Origin of the sequence: Chlamydia sp., assembly GCF_017472245.1 — a bacterium.
GTDB lineage: Bacteria > Chlamydiota > Chlamydiia > Chlamydiales > Chlamydiaceae > Chlamydia.
This window is the reverse complement of the sequence record NZ_JAFUQR010000006.1, coordinates 55,307-74,927: the sequence shown is the minus strand read 5'-3', so window position 1 is coordinate 74,927 and position 19,621 is coordinate 55,307. Positions and strand designations below refer to the sequence as shown.

The window sequence follows — 19,621 nt, the reverse complement described above, 5'->3', positions numbered from 1 at the left end:
CAATGCTCCGTTAGATAGCAACTCTCTTCTCTTGTTTTACCCTCTTGTTATCCCTGGCACTTAGATTTTGGCTCCAACCACCTAAAATTTTCACTGCGATTCAAAAGACAGACAGGGCCTTCTAAAAATACTTTACCGCCTGAAGAAAAAATCTTCACAACATTTCTACTACGGGAACATACAGATAAAGAAAAATCTTTCTCTAAGGAAAAGGTGTCTGCAACTACTAAAGCACTTGCCAACATCCCAGTCCCACAAGACAAAGTCTCCCTTTCACAACCTCGCTCATAGGTGTAGACGAGGAGTAGATCATCTTGCTTTCGCTGAATGAAATCAACATTCACTCCTTCAGGAGCAAAGTCTTCGTGATAACGAAGGAAAGAACCCCATTCTTGTACCGGAACCTTATTCACATCTGGAACAAAAACCACGACATGAGGAACCCCTGTATCAATAAAAAACACAGTCTCCGGCATACCAGGCAACACATGTGTTAACTTGCATTCTGCTTGTTTCCAATCAGGTAACGTCATGTCCACCAATACTTGTTTCATAGAAAAGAATTTACCTTGGTAGATACCGCGATCCGTCTCAATAGAAATATCTTCTAATCCGAAACACTGCGCTACATGAGCCATTGCGCATCTCAATCCATTACCACACATAGAGGCAACAGACCCATCACTATTGAAAATAGTGAGTTTAGCATCTGCTATCGTAGAAGGCTCCACACACAAAAAACCATCAACCATCTCTTCTTGACATAAAAACAAAATATCCTGAAGTGAGGGCCTTGATTCCCCTAAAATAAAACTGTTTCCTGCTCCAGAATATAGAAGATATTTACAGGTCGTTAAAAGAGAAGAGAATCCCATCTAATAATCCAAACTCCATAGCTTCGTTCGCACTCATCCACATGTCCCGATCAATAGCTTTCTCCACCACTTCTCGAGTCTGACCAGTTGTTTCGACGTACACATCAATAATGCGCGCTTTTGTTTTTAAAATTTCACGTGCGTGAATATCCAAATCAGTTGCTTGACCAGTGATGGTTCCGCCAATAGAAGGCTGGTGAATCATGATACGAGCGTGAGGCGTAGCGAACCGTCTTCCTGGAGCTGCACATAAACTCAATACAGATCCCATAGATGCTGCCAATCCTGTTACCACAGTAGTCACAGGAGAAGAGATCATTTTAATTTGGTCCCATACGGCAAAACCTGCATCAACAGAACCTCCCGGACTATTAATAACAAATACAATCGGTTGCCCAGGACTTGTGAGCTCCAAATACCAAAGCTTCTTGATAGCTTCCGCAGCGCTCTTCTCTGTTACAGGCTCAGAGAAAAAAATTCGCCGAGAATCTAACAACTTTCTATCTATCACATCTTGTAACTTATGCATCATTTCCCCTTCTGGCATAGAATCTCTCACTAAACTAGCGTTTCCAAATCAATTTCAGGGTAAAGAGGGAATCTTATTAATAAATCTGCTACTCGTTGTCTCGCCTCTTGAGCAATTTCTTCCGGTAGCTCCCCCTCACTTTTACTAGAACCGCCCTCAGCATGGCTTCTCACAGTAATATTTCGCAATACTTTCACAATAATATTCGCGACTTCTTCCATCTCAGCACTACTCATGCCTAATGTTGTTAGTGCCGGCGTACCCAACCGAATACCAGAAGTTTTCCATTTCCCTGCAGCATCAGAAGGAATAGCATTACGATTCACAGCGATACCTACAGAAGTTAATATATCTTCTGCAATACGTCCAGGAACTCCGAGAGAGGTCAAATCGATAATCAACATATGATTATCTGTTCCTCCAGTTAATAATCTCAATCCATTACGCTGAAAAACTTCAGCCAAAGTCCGCGCATTCTCTACAACTTGATGTGCATATTTTCTAAAAGTTATCGTCATCGCTTCTTTCAAAGCGATAGCTTTAGCTGCTATTACATGGGGAAGAGGCCCTCCCATCATCAACGGACAAGCTTTATTCAAAGTCTCAGCATATTCTTTTTTAGCTAAAACTAGACCACCCCTAGGACCTCGTAAAGTTTTATGTGTAGTCGTTGTAACAATATCCGCATAAGGTATAGGATTTTCTTCTCCTACAAAAACACCGCCAGCAACTAGCCCTGCAAAATGAGCCATATCTACCCATAAAACTGCACCACAATCTTCTGCAATTTGCTTCAATACAGCAAAATTTAATCGTCTGGAATACGACGAATATCCTCCAATAAGAACGGTTGGTTTATGTGTTTTCGCTATTCTCGCGATTTCATCATAATCAAACAGTTCGGTATCTAAATTAACCTCATAAGGAAGACAGTGCATCAACTTAGACATGATATTCATACGTACGGTACCATGAGTCAAATGCCCGCCGGAATTTAAAGAAGGACCCAAACATTTATATTGAGCCATTTCCAATTTCAAAGCCTCATACTCTTGCTCTGAAAGATCATTGATCGTCTTGTATCCCAAACGATGAACAGCTGGATTTTGAATCTTCTGTGTAAGAATAGACATAATCGCTAACAAATTAGCATCTGCACCCGAATGAGGCTGAACACAAGCACTCTCTGCTCCGAACAACTCTTTAGCAGTTTCTACACACTCCCACTCAATAGCATCCACATTCTCACAACAAGAATAGAACCGCTTAAACGGGCTTCCTTCACAATACTTATCTGTGAGTAAATTCCCCATAGCTAATTGAACAGATAGAGAAGAAAAGTTCTCTGAAGCAATCATTTTCAATCGAGATCTTTGGCTTTTCAATTCCTGCACTATGCTATGTCCTATAGAAGGAAATGTATGTAACAAATGGTCCAAAGATGCTAAATAGGCTACGGAAGCCAAACTTTGGTGATTTTTTTCGGAAATATTTCTCAAATATCTATCCAATAAAGACGCCATATTTCCACCTCCACTGACTAAACCTTTAAGATCTCTTGGAATTCGGTTAAGGAACTTTTCCCCCCGCCTAAAATTGATTCTTCCTTATTGTTTACAGACTTCTTTTGCTTCAACTAGGAAGCTTAACCCTTCCTTCTACGAAGAAAACTAGTAAAACGATAAAAAATAAGAATCAAAGATTTAGAGATCATTCCCGCACTATTTATCCAAGTCCTAAATCATAAGATCTTTGCTATTACTGCGGCTTCAGTTGATCACATTCACAGAGCAAAAGTCAAGAAGCTTCCAATCAGGAAAAAAGCTTCTCATCATTCAAAAAATACTCTACTATGAACTCAGGGATATTCCTCGAAAAAATCCCATCACAATATCTATGCCACTTTATCTAGGTCTCAATCCATTATCTGCTAAACGATTTTCTGCTACTTTTCAACCTATTATTCGTATAATTCCTTTCTCTAAACAGGCTCCTCAAATACGTCGAGCAAGAAAATTTCTCGTATCCGCTTCCTATATTTTGTTAACAAGTCCTTCATCAACAGATTGTTTTTTTTCTTCTATTAGAAAAAAAATCCTCTTACCAAGCCTTATCAACAAAAATTTTGTCACAATTGGAGAAACCACCTCTTCTAGACTGCGAGTCTATCTTCCTAAAGCTAAAATTACGCAGTGCGAGTTCCCTCAAGCAGAAGCCTTTCTTCCTATCTTGTCCTCCCTTCCTAAAAACTCTTCTTTGCTTTATCCCCATTCTTCTTTATCTAGACCTGTCATTCGTTCTTTTCTTGAGACACTTCCACAGCCTTTCTTTGCCTATCCTCACTACACTGTAAAAGCTGTTAAACTTTCTCTAAAAATTTTTATCCCGCATAAAACCATTATTCTCACAAGCCCTTCAATCGTTCGAGCATATGCAGAACTATTTCCCCTTCTTCCTAATAAAGAACATTGGTGTCTAGGAGAAGTTAGTGCTTCGGAATTCAAGAAAATTTTCCACTGCTCTCCTTCTAAAATCCTTTTCTCAGCAAAAAAGTTCTCTTATTGTGAATCACAATGACATTTACTTTAATGAAGCTTTCTCAGAAAATTCGCGAGAAAGGTCCTTCTTATTTTCAGAAGGTGGACCATTTCATTTGCCCTATAAGCGCATGACTGATAATTCTTCTAACTTTATTCTTCCAGCTCCTGAGTGGGTGTATCGCGTAGGTATTGGTCAAGACAGTCATCGCTTTCTTACCAAAGAAGATCCAAAACCGTGTATTTTAGGTGGGGTTGTTTTTGAGAATACCCCAGGGTTTGACGCAAATTCAGATGGAGATGTCGTCTTTCATGCTATTTGTAATGCTTTTTCATCTGTAACTCATGTAAGCATTTTGGGAGGGGTCGCAGATAATTTATTAAAAACACAAGGGATTACTGACAGCGCTACTTACTTGAGAGAAGCTGTGGCGTCTTTAAAACCTACACAAAAAGTCTCACATCTAGCCATTACTGTAGAAGGGAAACGCCCAAAACTACTTCCCAAAATACCTGCTATGCGAGAAAAAATAGCCAATATACTAGAGATCCCTATAAACTCTGTTAACATCACAGCCACTTCTGGAGAATGTTTAACAGAAATGGGTAAAGGACATGGCGTACAATGTCTCTGTATATTGACAGTCATGGAATATTGTCCATGTTAATACACGTCTAAGACTAATCGTTTTTGCAAAATCAGCTCTTTCAAAATTTCTTGGCCTAAAATGCTCCCTAATGTGTGCTTGATCTCAGAACCAAGGACCTTTTTCCCACATACAAAGAAAAACGCGCCTTGTTCATAGCTTTCTTGAATTAGCTCTTTTTGCTGTTCAATCACATCCTGTACATACACTTTAGACTCAGAATCTCTTGAAAAAGCAGTAAACAATTTCAACTTATCAGAAACGACCAGCTCTTTTAAAAAATCCCGATAATAAAAATTATCTTTTTCAAACCGTTCTCCAAAGAATAAAATATTCTTACCAGGATCCTGAGAATATAGCCTATGTTGTAAAAAACCTTTATATGGCGCAATGCCGGTCCCTGCTCCAATCATAACTAAAGGTTTTCCAAATTGTTTCTGTTCCAAGGTAAAATGTTTCGTTGATTGTATAAATCCACGAAAAGCTTCTCCCTGGTGCAAATCCTTACACAAAAAAGCTGAGCACAACCCATAACGAAGTTGTATTTTCCCAGGGAAGCTTACACAACGAACCAGTAATTCTATTTCTTTATCCAAACTTGTTGGCGCAGATGCTATAGAATAAAATCTAGGCAACAGAGGCATTACACTAGAAACAAACATCTCCAGAGGAATTTGCGGTTGATAAAATAGGATAGCCTCAGCCAATGACCATGAGTCTTCCAAATCTTCAGGGAAAAACAGTCTTAAAGATTTTGGAATTTTATCGAGATCTACGTAACTGATCAAAAATTCCTGGATAGACATAAAGTCGTCTATATGCCGAGAAATCACAGAGACACTAGGATCATACCGTAGAGCGGTTAATACAGAATCAACCAAAGAAAGAGGATTTGTCGGGAAAACGCCCAGAGCGTCCCCAACTTTATAGTTCATACCAGGATGATTACACAAAATCCGAAAAACAGGATCCGAAAGACCCTGTTTTTCTTCCCAGTCTGAAGGGCAAAGCTCACGCGAATACAAAGTCATCCACTGAGCTTTAAATTTAGTAAATAAAGACATTATCAATCAAAAAAATTAAGCAGCCTTAATCTTAATATCGACACCAGCAGGCAAAGACAACATCTTCAAAGCATCTATCGTTTTTCCTGTAGGATCTAAAATATCGATCAAGCGTTTGTGAGTGCGGATTTCGAACTGCTCACGAGATTTTTTATCCACATGAGGAGAGCGCAAAACTGTATATACCTCTCTCTTCGTTGGCAAAGGAATTGGACCAACAACACGAGCCCCAGTTCTTTTAGCAGTCTCAACAATATTTGCTGTAGACTGATCGAGCTGTCCCTGATCAAAACCTTTCAAGCGAATCCGAATTCTTTGTTTTTGCTGCTTCATATATTCCTTACTTCTTAACAATCTCTTCTTGAATTTTCTGAGGAACTTTAGCAAAAAATGCAGGTTCCATAGTCGACGTAGCTCGACCAGAAGTTAACGATCGCAGCGAGGTCATGTAGCCAAACATCTCACTCAAAGGGACCTCTGCACTGACCTGTGCCATATTTCTGGAAGATTCCTGCCCTAAAATCTTACCTCTACGACGGTTTAAATCCCCAATCACATCACCTAAATGATCCTCTGGAGTCACAATTGTCACTTTCATAATAGGCTCTAGAATTACAGGAAGAGCTTTTCTACAAGCTTCTTTAACAGCCATTGAACCACAAATCTTAAAGGCCATTTCGCTAGAATCTACTTCATGGTAAGACCCAAATACGATACTTACCTTAATATCGACTAAACCATATCCAGCTAAGACTCCAGAATTCAATCCCTCTTCAACCCCTTTGATTACTGCTGGGATATACTCTTTAGGAATTACTCCTCCAACAATCTTGCTGACAACCTCGTTCCCTTTACCAGGCTCATTTGGCTCAATTTCTAAGCAAACGTGAGCATACTGCCCTCTACCACCAGACTGTTTGACGTATTTTGTCTCACTATTACTTACCTTCGTAATAGTCTCTTTATAAGAAACCTGTGGTTTACCGACATTAGCTTCAACTTTAAATTCTCGAATCATACGATCGCGAAGAATATCAAGGTGTAGCTCTCCCATCCCAGAAATAATCGTCTGGCCAGTCTCTTCATTAGTAGAGACTCGGAAAGTAGGATCTTCCTCAGATAAAGCACTCAAAGCTTGAGCTAACTTCTCTCTATCTCCCTTAGATTTAGGCTCAATTGCCATGTCAATTACAGGTTCAGGAGCTTCAATACGCTCTAACACAATCTCCTGATTTTCTTCACACAAAGTATCTCCTGTCACAGAGAACTTGAGCCCCACACATGCCCCAATGTCCCCGACAGTAAACTCATCTCTATCGGTCCGCTCATTAGCATGCATCTCCAGCAATCTAGAAATACGCTCTTTCTTATCTTTAGTGGAATTAAGAATAGCGGATCCTTTCTTCAATGTCCCGGAGTAAATACGAATGAAAGTAATACGTCCAACATACGGATCCGTCATAATCTTGAACGCTAATGCTGCCAAAGGGCCATCTTTCGAAGGCTTCAAAGAAATCTCTTCTCCAGTCTTCAAATTAATCCCGCGAACATCACCACGATCAAGTGGAGAAGGCAACCACTTCACAATCACATCGAGAAGCTGTTGAACACCTTTATTTTTAAAAGCACTTCCACAAAGGACGGGATTAATTTTACCACTGATGACTCCTTTGCGCATTACCGTATGGATCTCTTCTTCAGTAATAGAATTTGGATCCTCCAGAACCTTTTCCATAAAGGCTTCATTGCCTTCATCAACTGTAGCCAACTCTTCTAGTAGCTGCATTCGCAGTGCTGCACACTGCTCTTGAAGATCTTCCGGAATTTCACGCTCTTCCCATTTAGCCCCCAACGTCTCTTCTAAAAAGTAAAGAGCCTTTTGGGAAATTAAATCTACCATCCCGACAAACTGACTTTCCGAGCCAATTGGACAATGAACAGGAATAGCATTCGCACCGAGCTTTTCTCTCATAGACTCAACGGCGCCAAAGTAATTGGCTCCCATACGGTCCATTTTATTCACAAAAGCAATCCGCGGAACACCATACTTATTTGCCTGTCTCCAAACAGTCTCGGACTGTGGTTCGACTCCAGAAACCGCATCAAAAACAGCAACGGCTCCATCTAAAACTCGTAAAGAACGCTCCACCTCGATGGTGAAATCAACGTGCCCTGGAGTATCTATGATATTGATCTTTGCTCCCAACCAAAACACTGTTGTAGCAGCCGAGGTAATGGTAATCCCCCTTTCTTGCTCCTGCTCCATCCAGTCCATGGTCGCACCGCCCTCGTGGACCTCCCCGATCTTATGAGTTCTTCCCGCGTAGAAAAGAATTCGCTCTGTTGTTGTTGTCTTACCTGCATCGATATGCGCCATGATACCGATATTTCTAATCGCGTCTAAACCGAACTCTTGATCGCTCATCGAACTTTTTTGCCTCTCACACACGAATATTAAATGTTATCTTACCATTTGTAATGAGCAAATGCTTTATTTGCCTCAGCCATGCGATGGGTGTCCTCGCGTTTCTTAATCGTAGCACCCTGTTTATTAAAGCAGTCAATCAGCTCATTAGCTAGGCCGACCTCCATGCACTTTCCTGGCTTAGAGCGCGCATGCTTAATAATCCACTGCATAGCAAGACAGCTTCTTCTATCAGGAGCTACCTCAACAGGAACTTGATAGGTAGCACCACCAACTCTGCGGGAGCGAACTTCAAGGATAGGCTTGGCATTCTCCAAAGCTTCCTCAAACCCTTCTAAAGGATTTTCTAATCCCAATCTTTTAGCAAAACGCTCAAGAGCCCCATAAACAATTTTCCTGGCTATGCTCTTTTTACCGTGCAACATTACTTTGTTAATAAATCTTTCTAAGACTACGCTCCCGTAAACAGGATCGCCCGGAATGACCTTCTTCTCAGCCGCATGTCGTCTTGACATATAAACTCAACCTCTTCGTATTCTTTGCTTTAGGTTTAAGAAATTAACCTACTTAGGACGCTTCGCGCCGTAACGGGAACGACTCTGTCTTCTATTTTTTACAGCAGCACAATCCAAGGCTCCTCGCACAATGTGATAACGCACCCCTGGCAAATCTTTAACTCTCCCGCCTTGAACTAAAACGATACTGTGCTCTTGCAAGTTATGACCTTCCCCACCAATGTAGGCGATCACCTCTTGTCCATTAGATAACCGAACCCAAGCAACCTTACGCAATGCGGAGTTAGGCTTCTTCGGAGTTTTAGTTTTTACTTGAAGACAGACTCCCCTTTTTTGAGGAGATTTTTGTAAAGCTGGAGATTTTTTTCTCGTTGCGCCAGACTGACGCTTCTTACGTATTAACTGATTAATCGTCGGCATGTACTCTTCTCGATTCAACCTCTCTTACAAACAGGAAAATATAGGATAAGAATATCTTTGTTTGCAAGGGGTTATTTCTAGAACTAGTAAGAGTTTATGGTTCTCTATAACAACTTTATTAAAAAAGTTTTATTCCCAAACATTTTCTTAAAGTAAGCTTCGCTTAAAAAGAAAAACAATAAAAAAAGAGTTAAACCCTTGATGATAAAAGGGTTTCTTTGAATACTATTATTTTAAAAACTAGAAAACAAGCCCTATATTATGAAAGTTGTTGTGAATCCTAATCATAAACATTCACAAACCCCAATTCAGGTATTACCTCAGAATCAGCGCGCTACGTTTTTTAGAAATACTGCCATGCTAACCTGTAGTTCCCTATTCACTCTGTGTTCAGCAATTTTATTCATTATGGGACTTTTCCCCCAAACAACAATCCCTTTTGCTGGAGCATTTTTTGTAATCGGTATGTTTCTTGCGTTTTCAGCTCTCAGCATCTTTCTTGTCGCCCTTATCTATAATATGAAAAATTGGTTACTGAATAAGCCTATCCCTTTACCAATCCTTTCAAATATAAAATTCCTTGTTGCGAAAGATAAATAATTCTTTTCCTTCCCTTACCCAAAAAAGTTTTTTTTCATGTTGAGAGAACAAATAGCCAAATATTTGGGGGACTGAAGAACAAACTCCAACTCAAGTTTGCGTAACTCTTGTCGAAGATACGAATAACCGCAGTTAATAGAGATATTCGTAATGATGAGACTCGCTCGTTTTTGTCTTCTAGTCTTAACCTTATTTCCTCAATTTTCGTTTTCTGCAGAACTTCTTAGGCAAACAGATGTCCGCAAAACCATAGAAAAACTTGTTGAACATCACATAGATACGAAGCAAATCTCTCCTTATATACTTTCTCGCTCTTTAGAAGATTATGTCCGTGCTTTTGACTCTCATAAAGCATACCTCACCAAAGATGAGGTTCTAGCTCATGCTTTCTCGGAAGAAGCAACTCATCCTTTATTTAGGGAATATCAAGAAGACAATTTTTCTTCTTTTCGAGCACTAAATACCTGTATCCAACAGGGAATTGCCCGAGCGAAGGAATGGAGATCCGTATGGTTAGCCAATGCAGTACGAGTCATTCAGGATGCCAATTCCCATATAATCGAGAAAAAACCTACTACTTGGGCCTCTTCAATTGAAGAACTGAAGAAGAGACAATATGATCTTCTTCTTTCCTTTGCATCAGTATATTTGGAAGATACTGCAAAAAATCGCTACCAAGGAAAAGAATATGCTTTAGTGAAACTTTGTATTCGCCAGATTGAAAATCATGAAAATCCTTACATTGGCATTAATGATCATGGCCACAAGATGTCTCCTGAAGAAGAAGCTAATAGCTTCCATATTCGTATTATCAAAGCCATTGCGCACAGCTTAGACGCCCATACCGCCTACTTCAGCAAAGAAGAAGCCCTATCGATGCGAGCACAGCTAGAAAAGGGTATGTGTGGCATAGGCGTCGTTCTTAAAGAAGATATTGATGGAGTCGTTGTTAAAGAAATTCTTCCTGGAGGCCCAGCTGAGAAAACAGGAAGTCTCCGTGTTGGAGATATTATTTACCGTGTTAATGGGAAAAATATAGAAAATATGCCATTCCCCGGAGTTTTGGATTCTTTACGAGGATCCCTAGGTTCCTCAGTTACTCTGGATATTCACCGACAGGATAATGATCATGTCATTCACTTACGCCGCGAAAAAATTCTATTAGAAAGTCGTCGTGTTGACGTATCTTATGAACCTTACGGAGACGGAGTTATCGGAAAAATAACATTACACTCTTTTTACGAAGGAGATAACCAGATATCAAGTGAACATGACTTACGGAGAGCTATTCGAGAACTACAAGAAAAAAACCTTCTTGGATTAGTTCTTGATATCCGAGAAAATACTGGTGGATTTTTATCTCAAGCCATCAAAGTTTCCGGTTTATTTTTGACCAATGGCGTTGTGGTTGTCTCTCGATACGCAGATGGGTCTGTAAAACGCTATCGCACTATTTCTCCCCAAAAATTTTATGACGGTCCTTTAGCTGTCTTGGTTTCAAAAAGTTCTGCCTCCGCAGCAGAAATTGTTGCACAAACACTTCAAGACTATGGTGTAGCACTTATTGTCGGCGATCGGCAAACGTATGGGAAAGGAACTATTCAGCATCAAACCATTACAGGAAACGATACTCAGGAAGATTTTTTTAAAGTAACTGTAGGAAGATATTATTCTCCTTCAGGGAAATCAACACAACTCGAAGGAGTTAAATCAGACATAATCATTCCTTCTCGTTATGCAGAAGAAAATCTCGGAGAACGTTTTTTAGAATACGCTCTTCCCGCTGATCAATATGAGAATGTTTTAAACGACAACCTGAGAGATCTAGACATCAACATTCGTCCCTGGTTCCAAAAATATTATTCTCCACATTTACAAAAACCAGAGCTAATTTGGCGAGAAATGATTCCTCAGCTTGCACAAAACAGCCAAGAACGGCTTGAAAAAAATAAAAATTTCGAAACATTTCTTCAATGTTTGAAGAAAATAGATAAACAAGAAAAATCTTTTGGCAGTAACGATCTACAAATGGAAGAGACTGTCAATATCGTCAAAGATATGATTTTCCTAAAAACCTCTTTAAAAGCTTCAGTTCAATAAAAAATTGGGGAGAGGGTTAAAAAAACCCTTCTTCCCTTTCATCAATACAAAACGCTGATGAGAGATAAATCTAGCTCACCAAACTATTTCTCCGAGATGATGTAGCCTCAATAATATTTCCTATCTCATCTAAACGCTGCTCCGTAAAAATTTTATTGGAATCATTTAGCTTACCATCATCTAGAAGATCCTCTGAAGTTTTTAGAACCTTTTTACAAAACATCCATTTTGTTGGAGAACAATATCCTTCCATAGACAGAATCCCCACGCAAATATTTACACACCCTAAAATAGCAGGAATAGCTAAGTAAATCATACTAGCCATAGAAACCACTGGTGGAGCTACAAATACCATCGATGCGATACTTGCCATCACTAAAAGTATCCCTAAAACTACTAATCCTACCTTAAATGCTGTCGAGGACAGAAACTCTACTATACAACTCTTTGCTGATTTCGTTTGAGTAGTCTCATTAGAAATAGTTTGCTCTGAATTAGGAGATGCGACTCCAGGAATAACGGGCTCAACGCTCATATTTTCCCTCCTATTTTAATTGACGTCCAGATAGATTACACGAAACGCTTATTTTTTCAAAACATATCTAGAATAGATTCTGAAACAGGAAAGAGAAAAAATGCATTTTTATGACAAAATAAAAAGCCGTCCAGAACGAATTCTGGACGGCTCTCACACATCGATTAAAATGAATGCTATTAATAAATGTGTGTATTTTCTGTATCAGACACGGGGACTGTTAGAGTATCGGAAGAGAGAATCGCCTCTCCACGAGCATCCCCCGCAGATACAGCCTTCAATGTTACAGAAAACTCTACAGTTTCCTTAGAACCTAGTTTAGGTAATGTATCGAATACAACAGTGTTACCTGTGATCGTGCCTTTCGTTGGTCCAGAGAAAGATACTGGTTGTAATTCTTTGGAGAATTTCAAAATTAAAGAAACGTTAGTATCTTCTGCAGAACCTCGGTTTGTCACGCAGACACGGTAAACTGTATTTTCTCCTACACAGATAGGATCACAAGTATCGACTACACACATATGAGTAGCAGCAACACCTTTCCAGTAAGTAGTTGCTTCTGCACAAGATGTGCAAGTACCACAATCAGAGCAACTCTTGACCATGACATTATTTGTGAACTGTCCAGGAGTTTGCGCTCTTACCAAAACCTTGTATTGTAAAGATTCTCCAGGATTGAGTTCTTTCAAAGTCCAAACAACTTTATTGCAAGAGACTTGAGCTCCAGAAGAAGCCTCAATCACAGTTAACCCAGGAGAAAGAGTATCTTCAATCATGACATCTCGCAAAACAAGATCTCCAGGATTGGAAACAGAAATCACATACTCTACAGGCTTACAAACATAAGACCAGTCTGCTCCCGCAACATTAATTTGTACGCAAGGCTCGTTAATTACAGTTGTTACGCTAGCCGTATTTTTGTGTCCCCCACAATAAGAAACTGTCGCAATATTTGTAGTACGACCACGTTTAAGTGGGCAAAACTCAACAGTGATTACCTTCTGCTCTCCTGGTTGCATATCCCCAAGAGTGAACGTGAGTACACGTTGTCCTGAAGAATGCGCATAACCATCTGGAACAGGATTTTCTACAACAACATTACGAGCTGTTGCTGTTCCTTGGTTAACTACATGGATTTTGTAAACTACTGGACAACGCAAACAAGCTTGCTCAGGACCATCCTGTTTTACACAAATAGCAGGCTGTCCACATTTCGTAACGGAACGAACCTCTGGACAAGCACAAACGGTTGCAGCAGTAAAGCAGCATCCTTCTTTAAGAGGTTTCACCCATACAGTGATTTTACTTCTTTCGCCTTGTCCTAGACGATCTATTTTCCAAACTAACTTACCATCAGTAGTGGGAGTAGTCATTGGATCACTACTAACAAATTCTGCTTCACATGGCAATTGTTGTGTAATGATGACATCAACACAATCTCTTTTCCCTACAGCAGTAATTTCAATAGGATATGGAGATCCTACTGTAGCATATTCAGGAACAGCTTGTATGATTTCAACATTACGATCATCATTAACTTTAACTGTATACATTCTGCCGAAGCAAGAATCTTGCTTAGGTTCCGAGGCTCTAGGCTCACGAACTGGGGCAATTTCTTTACGGATTATAGGGTTCTCTTTGTGATGAGATTTTTTCCCTTTTTTCCCTTTTTGAGCAACGTGCTCTTTCGCTTTGGTGTCAGCTAGGCTAATAACGTTTGTAGAGAGAGACTCTGCCACAGAGGTCTCTAACACCCCGCTAGCAAATAAACTCGCCACACTAGTCACCGCGAAGATCGTCACTGCTCGTCTGATGAGTTTGTTCATAGGATCTCCTATTCGCATAGATTATTTTTTGTCTGCCATCGGGTAGAAATTGTTATTAACTAACTTTTACCCTCAACATTCTTCTTTTAGCCGAAATAGTTAGTAAGGAAGTACTTTTCCTTACTAACTACGTCTGTTGTGGGTAGGCTCTTAATTCGCGCTACCTATTGTCTGCATCTGCTATCAGCTGGAATGCCTTTAGCCTGAGGACCTTGTTTGGCCTCATGATGTACATCTCCCCCGCAAGGTTTGCAAGCTGGGACATACCCGTTACAAGAGTTGCAACTACCGTCTACCTCTTTCTTCTTAGACTCACAAGGGGAACATTTCATAGGTGCGCATGGATCTTCGAAGCAACAGTCAACGATACGACAACAACTACTTAAGGAAACAACACTGCACAAAGCAGCGAGTAAAGCAGTTTTTTTCATAACTTCCAGACTCCTTTCTAGAAAAGGGCTTCTTGAAGCTTCTTTTATCGACAAAAGCAATTCTTTTAAATAAAAGAAGCCTGCCCTCATAGACAATATTACATTATAAAATAAAAATTATATCAAATGTTTTTTAAAACAAACTATCTTCTAACAAACTGTTCTTTTGTTAAAAACAAACTAAACAAAACAATATATTTCAGTGAGTTAAAGACTTTGTAAAAGAAAATGAAATAAAAAAATGAAAATATAGAAAAAAATTATTTTTATCTAAGTTATAGATAACAAACTTACTAACTATGTAATATGTAAAAATCGGGGGAGATAAATAATGAGAAGATTTTTCCTTTTTTTTACAGCAGCAACAGCCCTATTGACACAGGGATGCTCCTACGAGCCTCCTAAAAGAGAGTATATCCTGGCACAAAAGTGCTCGCCCCTTTTCAAACACGCCCAAACTTTAGGTTTTTCCCTTGCCCAGGCTGTATTTGAAAACACCTTTTCTACAAAATCCCCAGCAGTGGATTCTGAGAAACTTTCTCAAAATCTAGAATTCTAAAAAACGGATTTCTTCAAACTTTTGCTCTTGCAAGGCTTTATCAACCTGCTGCTGTACTTTCTTCACAACTCCCCCGAGTAGATTTTGGGCATGAGTAAGCCGCGCTCTCGTCCGAGCTTTTCCTAGCAATTCCATGGAATCAAATAGAGGCAATCCCTGCCTTTCTCCAGTAACAGCTACATATAATAAAGGGATTACAGACTTTTTGTGATGAACCTGAAAAGCTTCAGCTAACCACTTAGATCCTTGATAAAAGAAGTCTTTCTCCCATATATCTTTCTTTTCTAAATACTTAACTAAGCTATAAAGCATTACCGCTGCCTGATCTTGCTTAAGTGAAGTCGGCAACAACTTCTCCTTTGTATACTGTGGAATTGCGGTGAAAAAGAAGCTTGTTAACCCAACAAAATCAGCCAACGTCGTAACACGCGTCTGACAAAGAGGAAGAATTTTGAGTAAAAATTCATCATTCCACAACCACTCTTTCAGCTCTTTTAAAAGGCTCTCCGGGGATCCCTCGTGATTGAGATAATGTTTATTCATCCAATCTAGCTTACGGATATCAAAAACAGCACCCGACTTTCCAATACGTTTAGGATCAAAAGCTTCAATTAATCTCTGAGTGGAATAAATCTCCTCGTCCCCCTCCATACTATATCCCATCAGAGTAAGGAAATTTACAAATGCCTCTTTTTTATACCCAGCATCTCGGTAATAGAAAATAGAAGTAGGATTCTTTCTTTTAGACAACTTACTTCCATCAGGATTCAGCAAAAGCGGCATATGGAAAAACTGAGGAGGCTCCCATCCAAAAGCTTGATAAAGCAATAGATGTTTGGGAGTAGAGCTTAGCCATTCCTCACCTCTTAACACGTGTGTGATTCCCATCAAATGATCATCAACCACGTTAGCAAAATGGTAAGTTGGGAACCCGTCCGACTTCACCAAAACTTGATCATCTACATCCGCCCAAGGGAATACCACACGTCCCTTGCACTGATCTTCAAAAATACTCTCTCCCGTCAAAGGTACCTTCAAACGGATTGTATATGGCTGTCCTTGTTCTTCTCTCTCTCGAACTTCCTCTGCAGACAGATAACGATACCGTCGATCGTATCCTCCCCTGTACCCCAAAGTACTGGCTACAGCCCGCATCTCCTGCAATTCTTGAGGTGTAGCAAAACATTTATATGCGTAATCCGTTTGTAAAAGAATTTCTGCGTATTTTTTATATATCTCTGTTCTCTCTGACTGGCGATAGGGCCCATAAGCTCCACCGACATCTGGCCCTTCGTCCCATTGAATTCCACACCATTTAAGAGCTAAGAAAATATTTTTTTCATAATCATCACGACTTCGAGTTTGATCCGTATCCTCAATTCTCAAAATCATTTTTCCATTAAATTTTCTCGCAAAAACCTCATTAAACAAAGCCATATAGGCTGTTCCTACATGAGGGTCTCCTGTAGGAGAAGGGGCTACTCTAACGCGTACATTTTGGAAAATCATTCGCTACTAACCAGAGAAAGGAAACTTTTCTATCTTTATGAAACGAACTTCCCTATTTCTAAGGGTTCCTGTTTCTTATCTTGTCAGGCATAAAATCGGACCGCTCAAAGCCCTATGTTGCCTTACACAATACCAAAAGAGAATGATTCTTGGCGACTTTTTAACAAAACGAAAAAGAAGAGTCTTAGAAAAACTCTTCTTCACAAAAAAGCCTCCCTCAGGATTCCAAAGGAGGCATTCATATAATAAAATTTAGCAAAAAGGATCCCTATGAAATAAAATTCTCTGGATCCGCTCCTAAAGAACTAAGCCCTTCTTGCATAGCGGCTAAGCTCTTTCCTTTACGATCAGCTTCCTTCTTAAGATAATCATTTCGATATCTATCAACTTCTGAGATATGAATAACCCAGGCAGATCCTCTTCGCTCTCCCTTCATTGCACCAATACGCGTAGCATAGTAGATCTTTTGTTCTGGAACATTCAACATGGAAGCCACTTGGCCTACAGAATAAAAGCCTTTCTCATTATCAAAGAGCAACTCTCCCTGATAGGTGGAATTAGCCCGCGAGTAGCGTTTGCGTCTGTAATCTTCTAAATCCTGCAGATCAATTTCCCAGCGAGTCGTTTTCGATGCTTTTAATTTCTTCTGCTTAATCGCAACATAAATAGCTTGGCGAGTTACGTTATGCAGCTTAGCAGCCTGAGTAATCGACACTTTTTGCGAAGCATTAGGAACCGCATTCCCATCCTGATGCTCTTCCTGTTGCTGATTCTGAACTTGTCCTACTTCGGCCCATGCATCTTGTTGTAAGCATTCCATATAACTGTTTAGTCCTCCCCCGTCCACTTAAAAACAAACTTTATTCCCACTTTAGATTTGTGAATAAAGGCCCTCTAATTTCCACAACGAACCCACTCACTATGCGTTCTTTTTTCCTCTAAAATGGTAAACGCTTATCAAAAATCACAAATTCCTTAAAAAAAGAAAGTAACATTTTCCCAACAAAAAACTTATTAATCAAGCAGTTTGTAATAAATGCTATTTTTGAAACAAACTTTCTTAAAAATTTTTACAATTCGTCCTTAGAGAAGAGACTTTCAAAAATTTTTTTGCCGTTTGTTCAGAAAAGAATAAAAAAATCTTTGCATAAGCCGGGAATAAACGATCTCCTATTAGCTAAAATCCTCATCATTTTCTGAGGTTAAACATGGAGACTGTATGCGAAAATCCTGAATTAAAAGGCGGATCGCTCCGCGAGCAGATCGCCTCATAATACGCAATGTATAGGCAATATCTATGGGCATATTCCAATGGGCCTTGAGCAACCCAATCTTATCTCCTTGACCAAAGGCTGTACCTTCTAAGTTTCTTTCTCCACTATTGAGGTATAATTTAACGTGATTCCCAGCCAATAATTTCGGATAACGAACTTGTATTGCTTTGGTATAAAACACAGGGGACAAATTCCCTTTCCCAAAAGGTTCGAGCAACTCCATAGACGAGATCAAATCTCGGTTGATATGAGAAAAATCCATACAGGCATCCACAGGGAGAGTCAGCATAGCATCGTCTTTCCTTAAAGAAGAGCTCACTAAATGAATAAACTTTTTCCTAAAACCTTCCACCTGCTCCTCTTTAATCATGAGGCCTGCAGCAAAATCATGTCCTCCATAAGATAAAAAGAAAGATTCACATTTACGAAGTACGCCTAATAAAGGAAAAGACCCTATTGTACGTAAAGACCCTTTCCCTATACCGTCCTGAAGAGCGATAATAACTACAGGTTTATTGTAGGTACGAGCTAAACGCGCAGAAATAATAGGAATGACTCTAGAGTGCCAATTTGGAGAAGCCAATACAATGGCTGATTGAGCAGTGAGTTTAGGATTCATAGCTAGAATTCTTTCCACATCACGAAGCACTTCAGCCTCTATCCTCTGCCGCTCTAGATTGACGGCAGTCAGCTCCGAAATAATTGTCCCAATCTTCTTTGAATCTTTAGATAAAAGTAACCTGACTCCCTGACTAGAATCTGCTAATCTCCCCAGGCTATTGAGTTTAGGAGTAATTCTAATCCCTAAATTGGTTGATGAAATTTCAGACTTATCAACTCCAGACAAAGAACACAACTTTTTTAATCCCAGTCGCTTCCCTTTCTCAATTTCTTTGATGCCATAAGAAACCAATACACGATTTTCACCAGAAAGCTTACCAACATCAGCAATGGTTCCTAGACTCACAAGATCTAAAAAATGAGTAAGATCTATTTTATCTTTCCAAGAAGCATCTTGCTTAATCAGCTTCTCATAAGTTGCACATACGAGCTTAAAAGCAACCCCAACTCCGGTAAGCTCTTTATTTGGATAAGGATTTTTATCTAATTTAGGATTCAGCATTGCAATGCAGTGAGGAAGTTTCCCTGTAGGCGTATGATGATCAGTAACAATAACATCTATCCCCTGCTTACTAATCGCCTGGACTTCCTTCCCTGCTGTAATTCCACAATCTACAGTAATCAATAGGGAAATATTATCCTGATGCATCTGGGAAATCAAAGATGTTATTTCTCCGTGTTGTTTAAATAATGTCCCGGAACAGCAATAACTCGTTCTTACCCCTAAAATTTGTAAGAATTCAACAATAAGAGTTACTCCAGTTATACCATCAACATCTCCGTCTCCATAGATCATCACATGCTCCTCATCATCCCTAGCTTTCAGCAGGCGAGACACAGCTTTTTCCATATCTAAAAATAAGGAGGTAGGGTGTAAGGAAGAGAGTTGTGGATAAAGAAAATCTTGAACAGATGAGATAGATTGAAACCCTCGAGACACAAGCACCTGAGCGATAGAAGGATGAATCCGAAACTCTTTTACGATCTTCTTCTCGAAAACTTCATCACGCTTAGGATAAGCCCATTTTTGTCCAAGGGCGGATAAACTATCATCTTTTTCCATATACTCTCAAATATCGGAGGGAGCTCCATTTAAAAAAAAGCTCCTCCTCCTTCAGGAGGAAAGGAGCCCTAAAATAGTCCTGTAATGAATA

The 19,621-nt window shown here is 39.7% G+C and carries 19 protein-coding genes; 5 read left to right on the top strand and 14 right to left on the bottom strand.

Going from position 1 to position 19,621, the window contains the following annotated elements:
• Positions 1-47 precede the first annotated feature (47 nt).
• Genes dapF through IJ490_RS02540 form a run of 3 tightly spaced genes read right to left on the bottom strand, consistent with a single transcriptional unit; the run spans position 48 to position 2,927 of the window.
• Positions 48-875 (bottom strand): bifunctional diaminopimelate epimerase/glutamate racemase, encoded by an 828-nt coding sequence (gene dapF, locus IJ490_RS02550; RefSeq protein ID WP_291893535.1) that lies wholly within the window; start codon positions 873-875, stop codon positions 48-50.
• A complete protein-coding gene (locus IJ490_RS02545; protein WP_291893532.1) occupies positions 844-1,422 on the bottom strand; it encodes an ATP-dependent Clp protease proteolytic subunit in 579 nt (192 codons plus the stop codon). The genes dapF and IJ490_RS02545 overlap by 32 nt, the downstream gene beginning before the upstream one ends.
• Positions 1,423-1,433: 11 nt before the next feature.
• Positions 1,434-2,927 carry a glycine hydroxymethyltransferase gene (locus tag IJ490_RS02540; RefSeq protein WP_291893528.1) on the bottom strand — a complete coding sequence of 498 codons (1,494 nt, stop codon included), beginning with the start codon at positions 2,925-2,927 and terminating at the stop codon, positions 1,434-1,436.
• Between the two features lie 373 nt (positions 2,928-3,300).
• Here IJ490_RS02540 and IJ490_RS02535 point away from each other — a divergent pair, with 373 nt between their 5' ends.
• Both IJ490_RS02535 and ispF read left to right on the top strand, forming a co-directional pair.
• Positions 3,301-3,981 (top strand): uroporphyrinogen-III synthase, encoded by a 681-nt coding sequence (locus tag IJ490_RS02535; RefSeq protein WP_291893657.1) that lies wholly within the window; start codon positions 3,301-3,303, stop codon positions 3,979-3,981.
• Positions 3,982-4,072: 91 nt separating this feature from the next.
• On the top strand, positions 4,073-4,609 hold the full coding sequence (gene ispF, locus IJ490_RS02530) for a 2-C-methyl-D-erythritol 2,4-cyclodiphosphate synthase (protein ID WP_291893654.1): 537 nt from the start codon (positions 4,073-4,075) through the stop codon (positions 4,607-4,609).
• On the opposite strand, the gene IJ490_RS02525 is transcribed toward ispF, so the two are convergent.
• Genes IJ490_RS02525 through rpsL form a run of 5 tightly spaced genes read right to left on the bottom strand, consistent with a single transcriptional unit; the run spans position 4,606 to position 9,012 of the window.
• Positions 4,606-5,652 (bottom strand): sulfite reductase flavoprotein subunit alpha, encoded by a 1,047-nt coding sequence (locus tag IJ490_RS02525; protein WP_291893526.1) that lies wholly within the window; start codon positions 5,650-5,652, stop codon positions 4,606-4,608. The two genes, ispF and IJ490_RS02525, sit on opposite strands and share 4 nt — an antisense overlap.
• A gap of 15 nt (positions 5,653-5,667) precedes the next feature.
• Positions 5,668-5,985: a 30S ribosomal protein S10 gene (gene rpsJ / locus IJ490_RS02520; protein ID WP_009871791.1), complete on the bottom strand. Its 318-nt coding sequence runs from the start codon at positions 5,983-5,985 to the stop codon at positions 5,668-5,670.
• Positions 5,986-5,992: 7 nt separating this feature from the next.
• Positions 5,993-8,077: an elongation factor G gene (fusA, locus tag IJ490_RS02515; protein WP_291893439.1), complete on the bottom strand. Its 2,085-nt coding sequence runs from the start codon at positions 8,075-8,077 to the stop codon at positions 5,993-5,995.
• A gap of 41 nt (positions 8,078-8,118) precedes the next feature.
• On the bottom strand, positions 8,119-8,592 hold the full coding sequence (gene rpsG / locus IJ490_RS02510; protein ID WP_009872655.1) for a 30S ribosomal protein S7: 474 nt from the start codon (positions 8,590-8,592) through the stop codon (positions 8,119-8,121).
• 48 nt (positions 8,593-8,640) lie between these two features.
• Positions 8,641-9,012 (bottom strand): 30S ribosomal protein S12, encoded by a 372-nt coding sequence (gene rpsL, locus IJ490_RS02505; protein ID WP_291893271.1) that lies wholly within the window; start codon positions 9,010-9,012, stop codon positions 8,641-8,643.
• 261 nt (positions 9,013-9,273) lie between these two features.
• Between rpsL and IJ490_RS02500 the strand changes: the two genes are divergently transcribed.
• Positions 9,274-9,612, top strand: a complete 339-nt coding sequence (locus IJ490_RS02500; RefSeq protein WP_291893268.1) for a hypothetical protein — start codon at positions 9,274-9,276, stop codon at positions 9,610-9,612.
• 150 nt (positions 9,613-9,762) lie between these two features.
• Positions 9,763-11,712: a S41 family peptidase gene (locus tag IJ490_RS02495; protein ID WP_291893265.1), complete on the top strand. Its 1,950-nt coding sequence runs from the start codon at positions 9,763-9,765 to the stop codon at positions 11,710-11,712.
• A 70-nt stretch (positions 11,713-11,782) separates the two neighbouring features.
• On the opposite strand, the gene IJ490_RS02490 is transcribed toward IJ490_RS02495, so the two are convergent.
• The 3 genes from IJ490_RS02490 to IJ490_RS02480 form a co-directional block, all read right to left on the bottom strand.
• A complete protein-coding gene (locus tag IJ490_RS02490; protein WP_291893260.1) occupies positions 11,783-12,247 on the bottom strand; it encodes a cysteine-rich outer membrane protein in 465 nt (154 codons plus the stop codon).
• A gap of 179 nt (positions 12,248-12,426) precedes the next feature.
• On the bottom strand, positions 12,427-14,073 hold the full coding sequence (omcB, locus tag IJ490_RS02485) for an outer membrane complex protein OmcB (RefSeq protein WP_291893258.1): 1,647 nt from the start codon (positions 14,071-14,073) through the stop codon (positions 12,427-12,429).
• A gap of 164 nt (positions 14,074-14,237) precedes the next feature.
• A complete protein-coding gene (locus tag IJ490_RS02480) occupies positions 14,238-14,504 on the bottom strand; it encodes a small cysteine-rich outer membrane protein (protein WP_291893255.1) in 267 nt (88 codons plus the stop codon).
• A gap of 331 nt (positions 14,505-14,835) precedes the next feature.
• On the opposite strand from IJ490_RS02480, the gene IJ490_RS02475 reads away from it, so the two are divergent.
• Positions 14,836-15,063, top strand: coding sequence for a hypothetical protein (locus tag IJ490_RS02475; RefSeq protein ID WP_291893252.1), 228 nt, complete (start codon positions 14,836-14,838; stop codon positions 15,061-15,063).
• Here the strand turns inward: IJ490_RS02475 and gltX are convergent.
• The 3 genes from gltX to recJ all read right to left on the bottom strand — a co-directional run bounded on the left by gltX (position 15,052) and on the right by recJ (position 19,530).
• On the bottom strand, positions 15,052-16,572 hold the full coding sequence (gene gltX / locus IJ490_RS02470) for a glutamate--tRNA ligase (RefSeq protein WP_291893249.1): 1,521 nt from the start codon (positions 16,570-16,572) through the stop codon (positions 15,052-15,054). The two genes, IJ490_RS02475 and gltX, sit on opposite strands and share 12 nt — an antisense overlap.
• Before the next feature lie 268 nt (positions 16,573-16,840).
• Entirely contained in the window at positions 16,841-17,392 is a 552-nt protein-coding gene (locus IJ490_RS02465) for a helix-turn-helix domain-containing protein (RefSeq protein WP_291893247.1), read from the bottom strand.
• Between the two features lie 353 nt (positions 17,393-17,745).
• Positions 17,746-19,530, bottom strand: coding sequence for a single-stranded-DNA-specific exonuclease RecJ (gene recJ / locus IJ490_RS02460; protein ID WP_291893244.1), 1,785 nt, complete (start codon positions 19,528-19,530; stop codon positions 17,746-17,748).
• Positions 19,531-19,621: the final 91 nt, after the last annotated feature.

What these genes read in the sequence shown, in the direction of transcription:
- dapF (WP_291893535.1), bottom strand. Translation starts at nt 875, where the DNA reads ATGGGATTCTCTTCTCTTTTAACGACCTGTAAATATCTTCTATATTCT.
- IJ490_RS02545 (WP_291893532.1), bottom strand. Translation starts at nt 1,422, where the DNA reads ATGCCAGAAGGGGAAATGATGCATAAGTTACAAGATGTGATAGATAGA.
- IJ490_RS02540 (WP_291893528.1), bottom strand. Translation starts at nt 2,927, where the DNA reads ATGGCGTCTTTATTGGATAGATATTTGAGAAATATTTCCGAAAAAAAT.
- IJ490_RS02535 (WP_291893657.1), top strand. Translation starts at nt 3,301, where the DNA reads ATGCCACTTTATCTAGGTCTCAATCCATTATCTGCTAAACGATTTTCT.
- ispF (WP_291893654.1), top strand. Translation starts at nt 4,073, where the DNA reads ATGACTGATAATTCTTCTAACTTTATTCTTCCAGCTCCTGAGTGGGTG.
- IJ490_RS02525 (WP_291893526.1), bottom strand. Translation starts at nt 5,652, where the DNA reads ATGTCTTTATTTACTAAATTTAAAGCTCAGTGGATGACTTTGTATTCG.
- rpsJ (WP_009871791.1), bottom strand. Translation starts at nt 5,985, where the DNA reads ATGAAGCAGCAAAAACAAAGAATTCGGATTCGCTTGAAAGGTTTTGAT.
- fusA (WP_291893439.1), bottom strand. Translation starts at nt 8,077, where the DNA reads ATGAGCGATCAAGAGTTCGGTTTAGACGCGATTAGAAATATCGGTATC.
- rpsG (WP_009872655.1), bottom strand. Translation starts at nt 8,592, where the DNA reads ATGTCAAGACGACATGCGGCTGAGAAGAAGGTCATTCCGGGCGATCCT.
- rpsL (WP_291893271.1), bottom strand. Translation starts at nt 9,012, where the DNA reads ATGCCGACGATTAATCAGTTAATACGTAAGAAGCGTCAGTCTGGCGCA.
- IJ490_RS02500 (WP_291893268.1), top strand. Translation starts at nt 9,274, where the DNA reads ATGAAAGTTGTTGTGAATCCTAATCATAAACATTCACAAACCCCAATT.
- IJ490_RS02495 (WP_291893265.1), top strand. Translation starts at nt 9,763, where the DNA reads ATGATGAGACTCGCTCGTTTTTGTCTTCTAGTCTTAACCTTATTTCCT.
- IJ490_RS02490 (WP_291893260.1), bottom strand. Translation starts at nt 12,247, where the DNA reads ATGAGCGTTGAGCCCGTTATTCCTGGAGTCGCATCTCCTAATTCAGAG.
- omcB (WP_291893258.1), bottom strand. Translation starts at nt 14,073, where the DNA reads ATGAACAAACTCATCAGACGAGCAGTGACGATCTTCGCGGTGACTAGT.
- IJ490_RS02480 (WP_291893255.1), bottom strand. Translation starts at nt 14,504, where the DNA reads ATGAAAAAAACTGCTTTACTCGCTGCTTTGTGCAGTGTTGTTTCCTTA.
- IJ490_RS02475 (WP_291893252.1), top strand. Translation starts at nt 14,836, where the DNA reads ATGAGAAGATTTTTCCTTTTTTTTACAGCAGCAACAGCCCTATTGACA.
- gltX (WP_291893249.1), bottom strand. Translation starts at nt 16,572, where the DNA reads ATGATTTTCCAAAATGTACGCGTTAGAGTAGCCCCTTCTCCTACAGGA.
- IJ490_RS02465 (WP_291893247.1), bottom strand. Translation starts at nt 17,392, where the DNA reads ATGGAATGCTTACAACAAGATGCATGGGCCGAAGTAGGACAAGTTCAG.
- recJ (WP_291893244.1), bottom strand. Translation starts at nt 19,530, where the DNA reads ATGGAAAAAGATGATAGTTTATCCGCCCTTGGACAAAAATGGGCTTAT.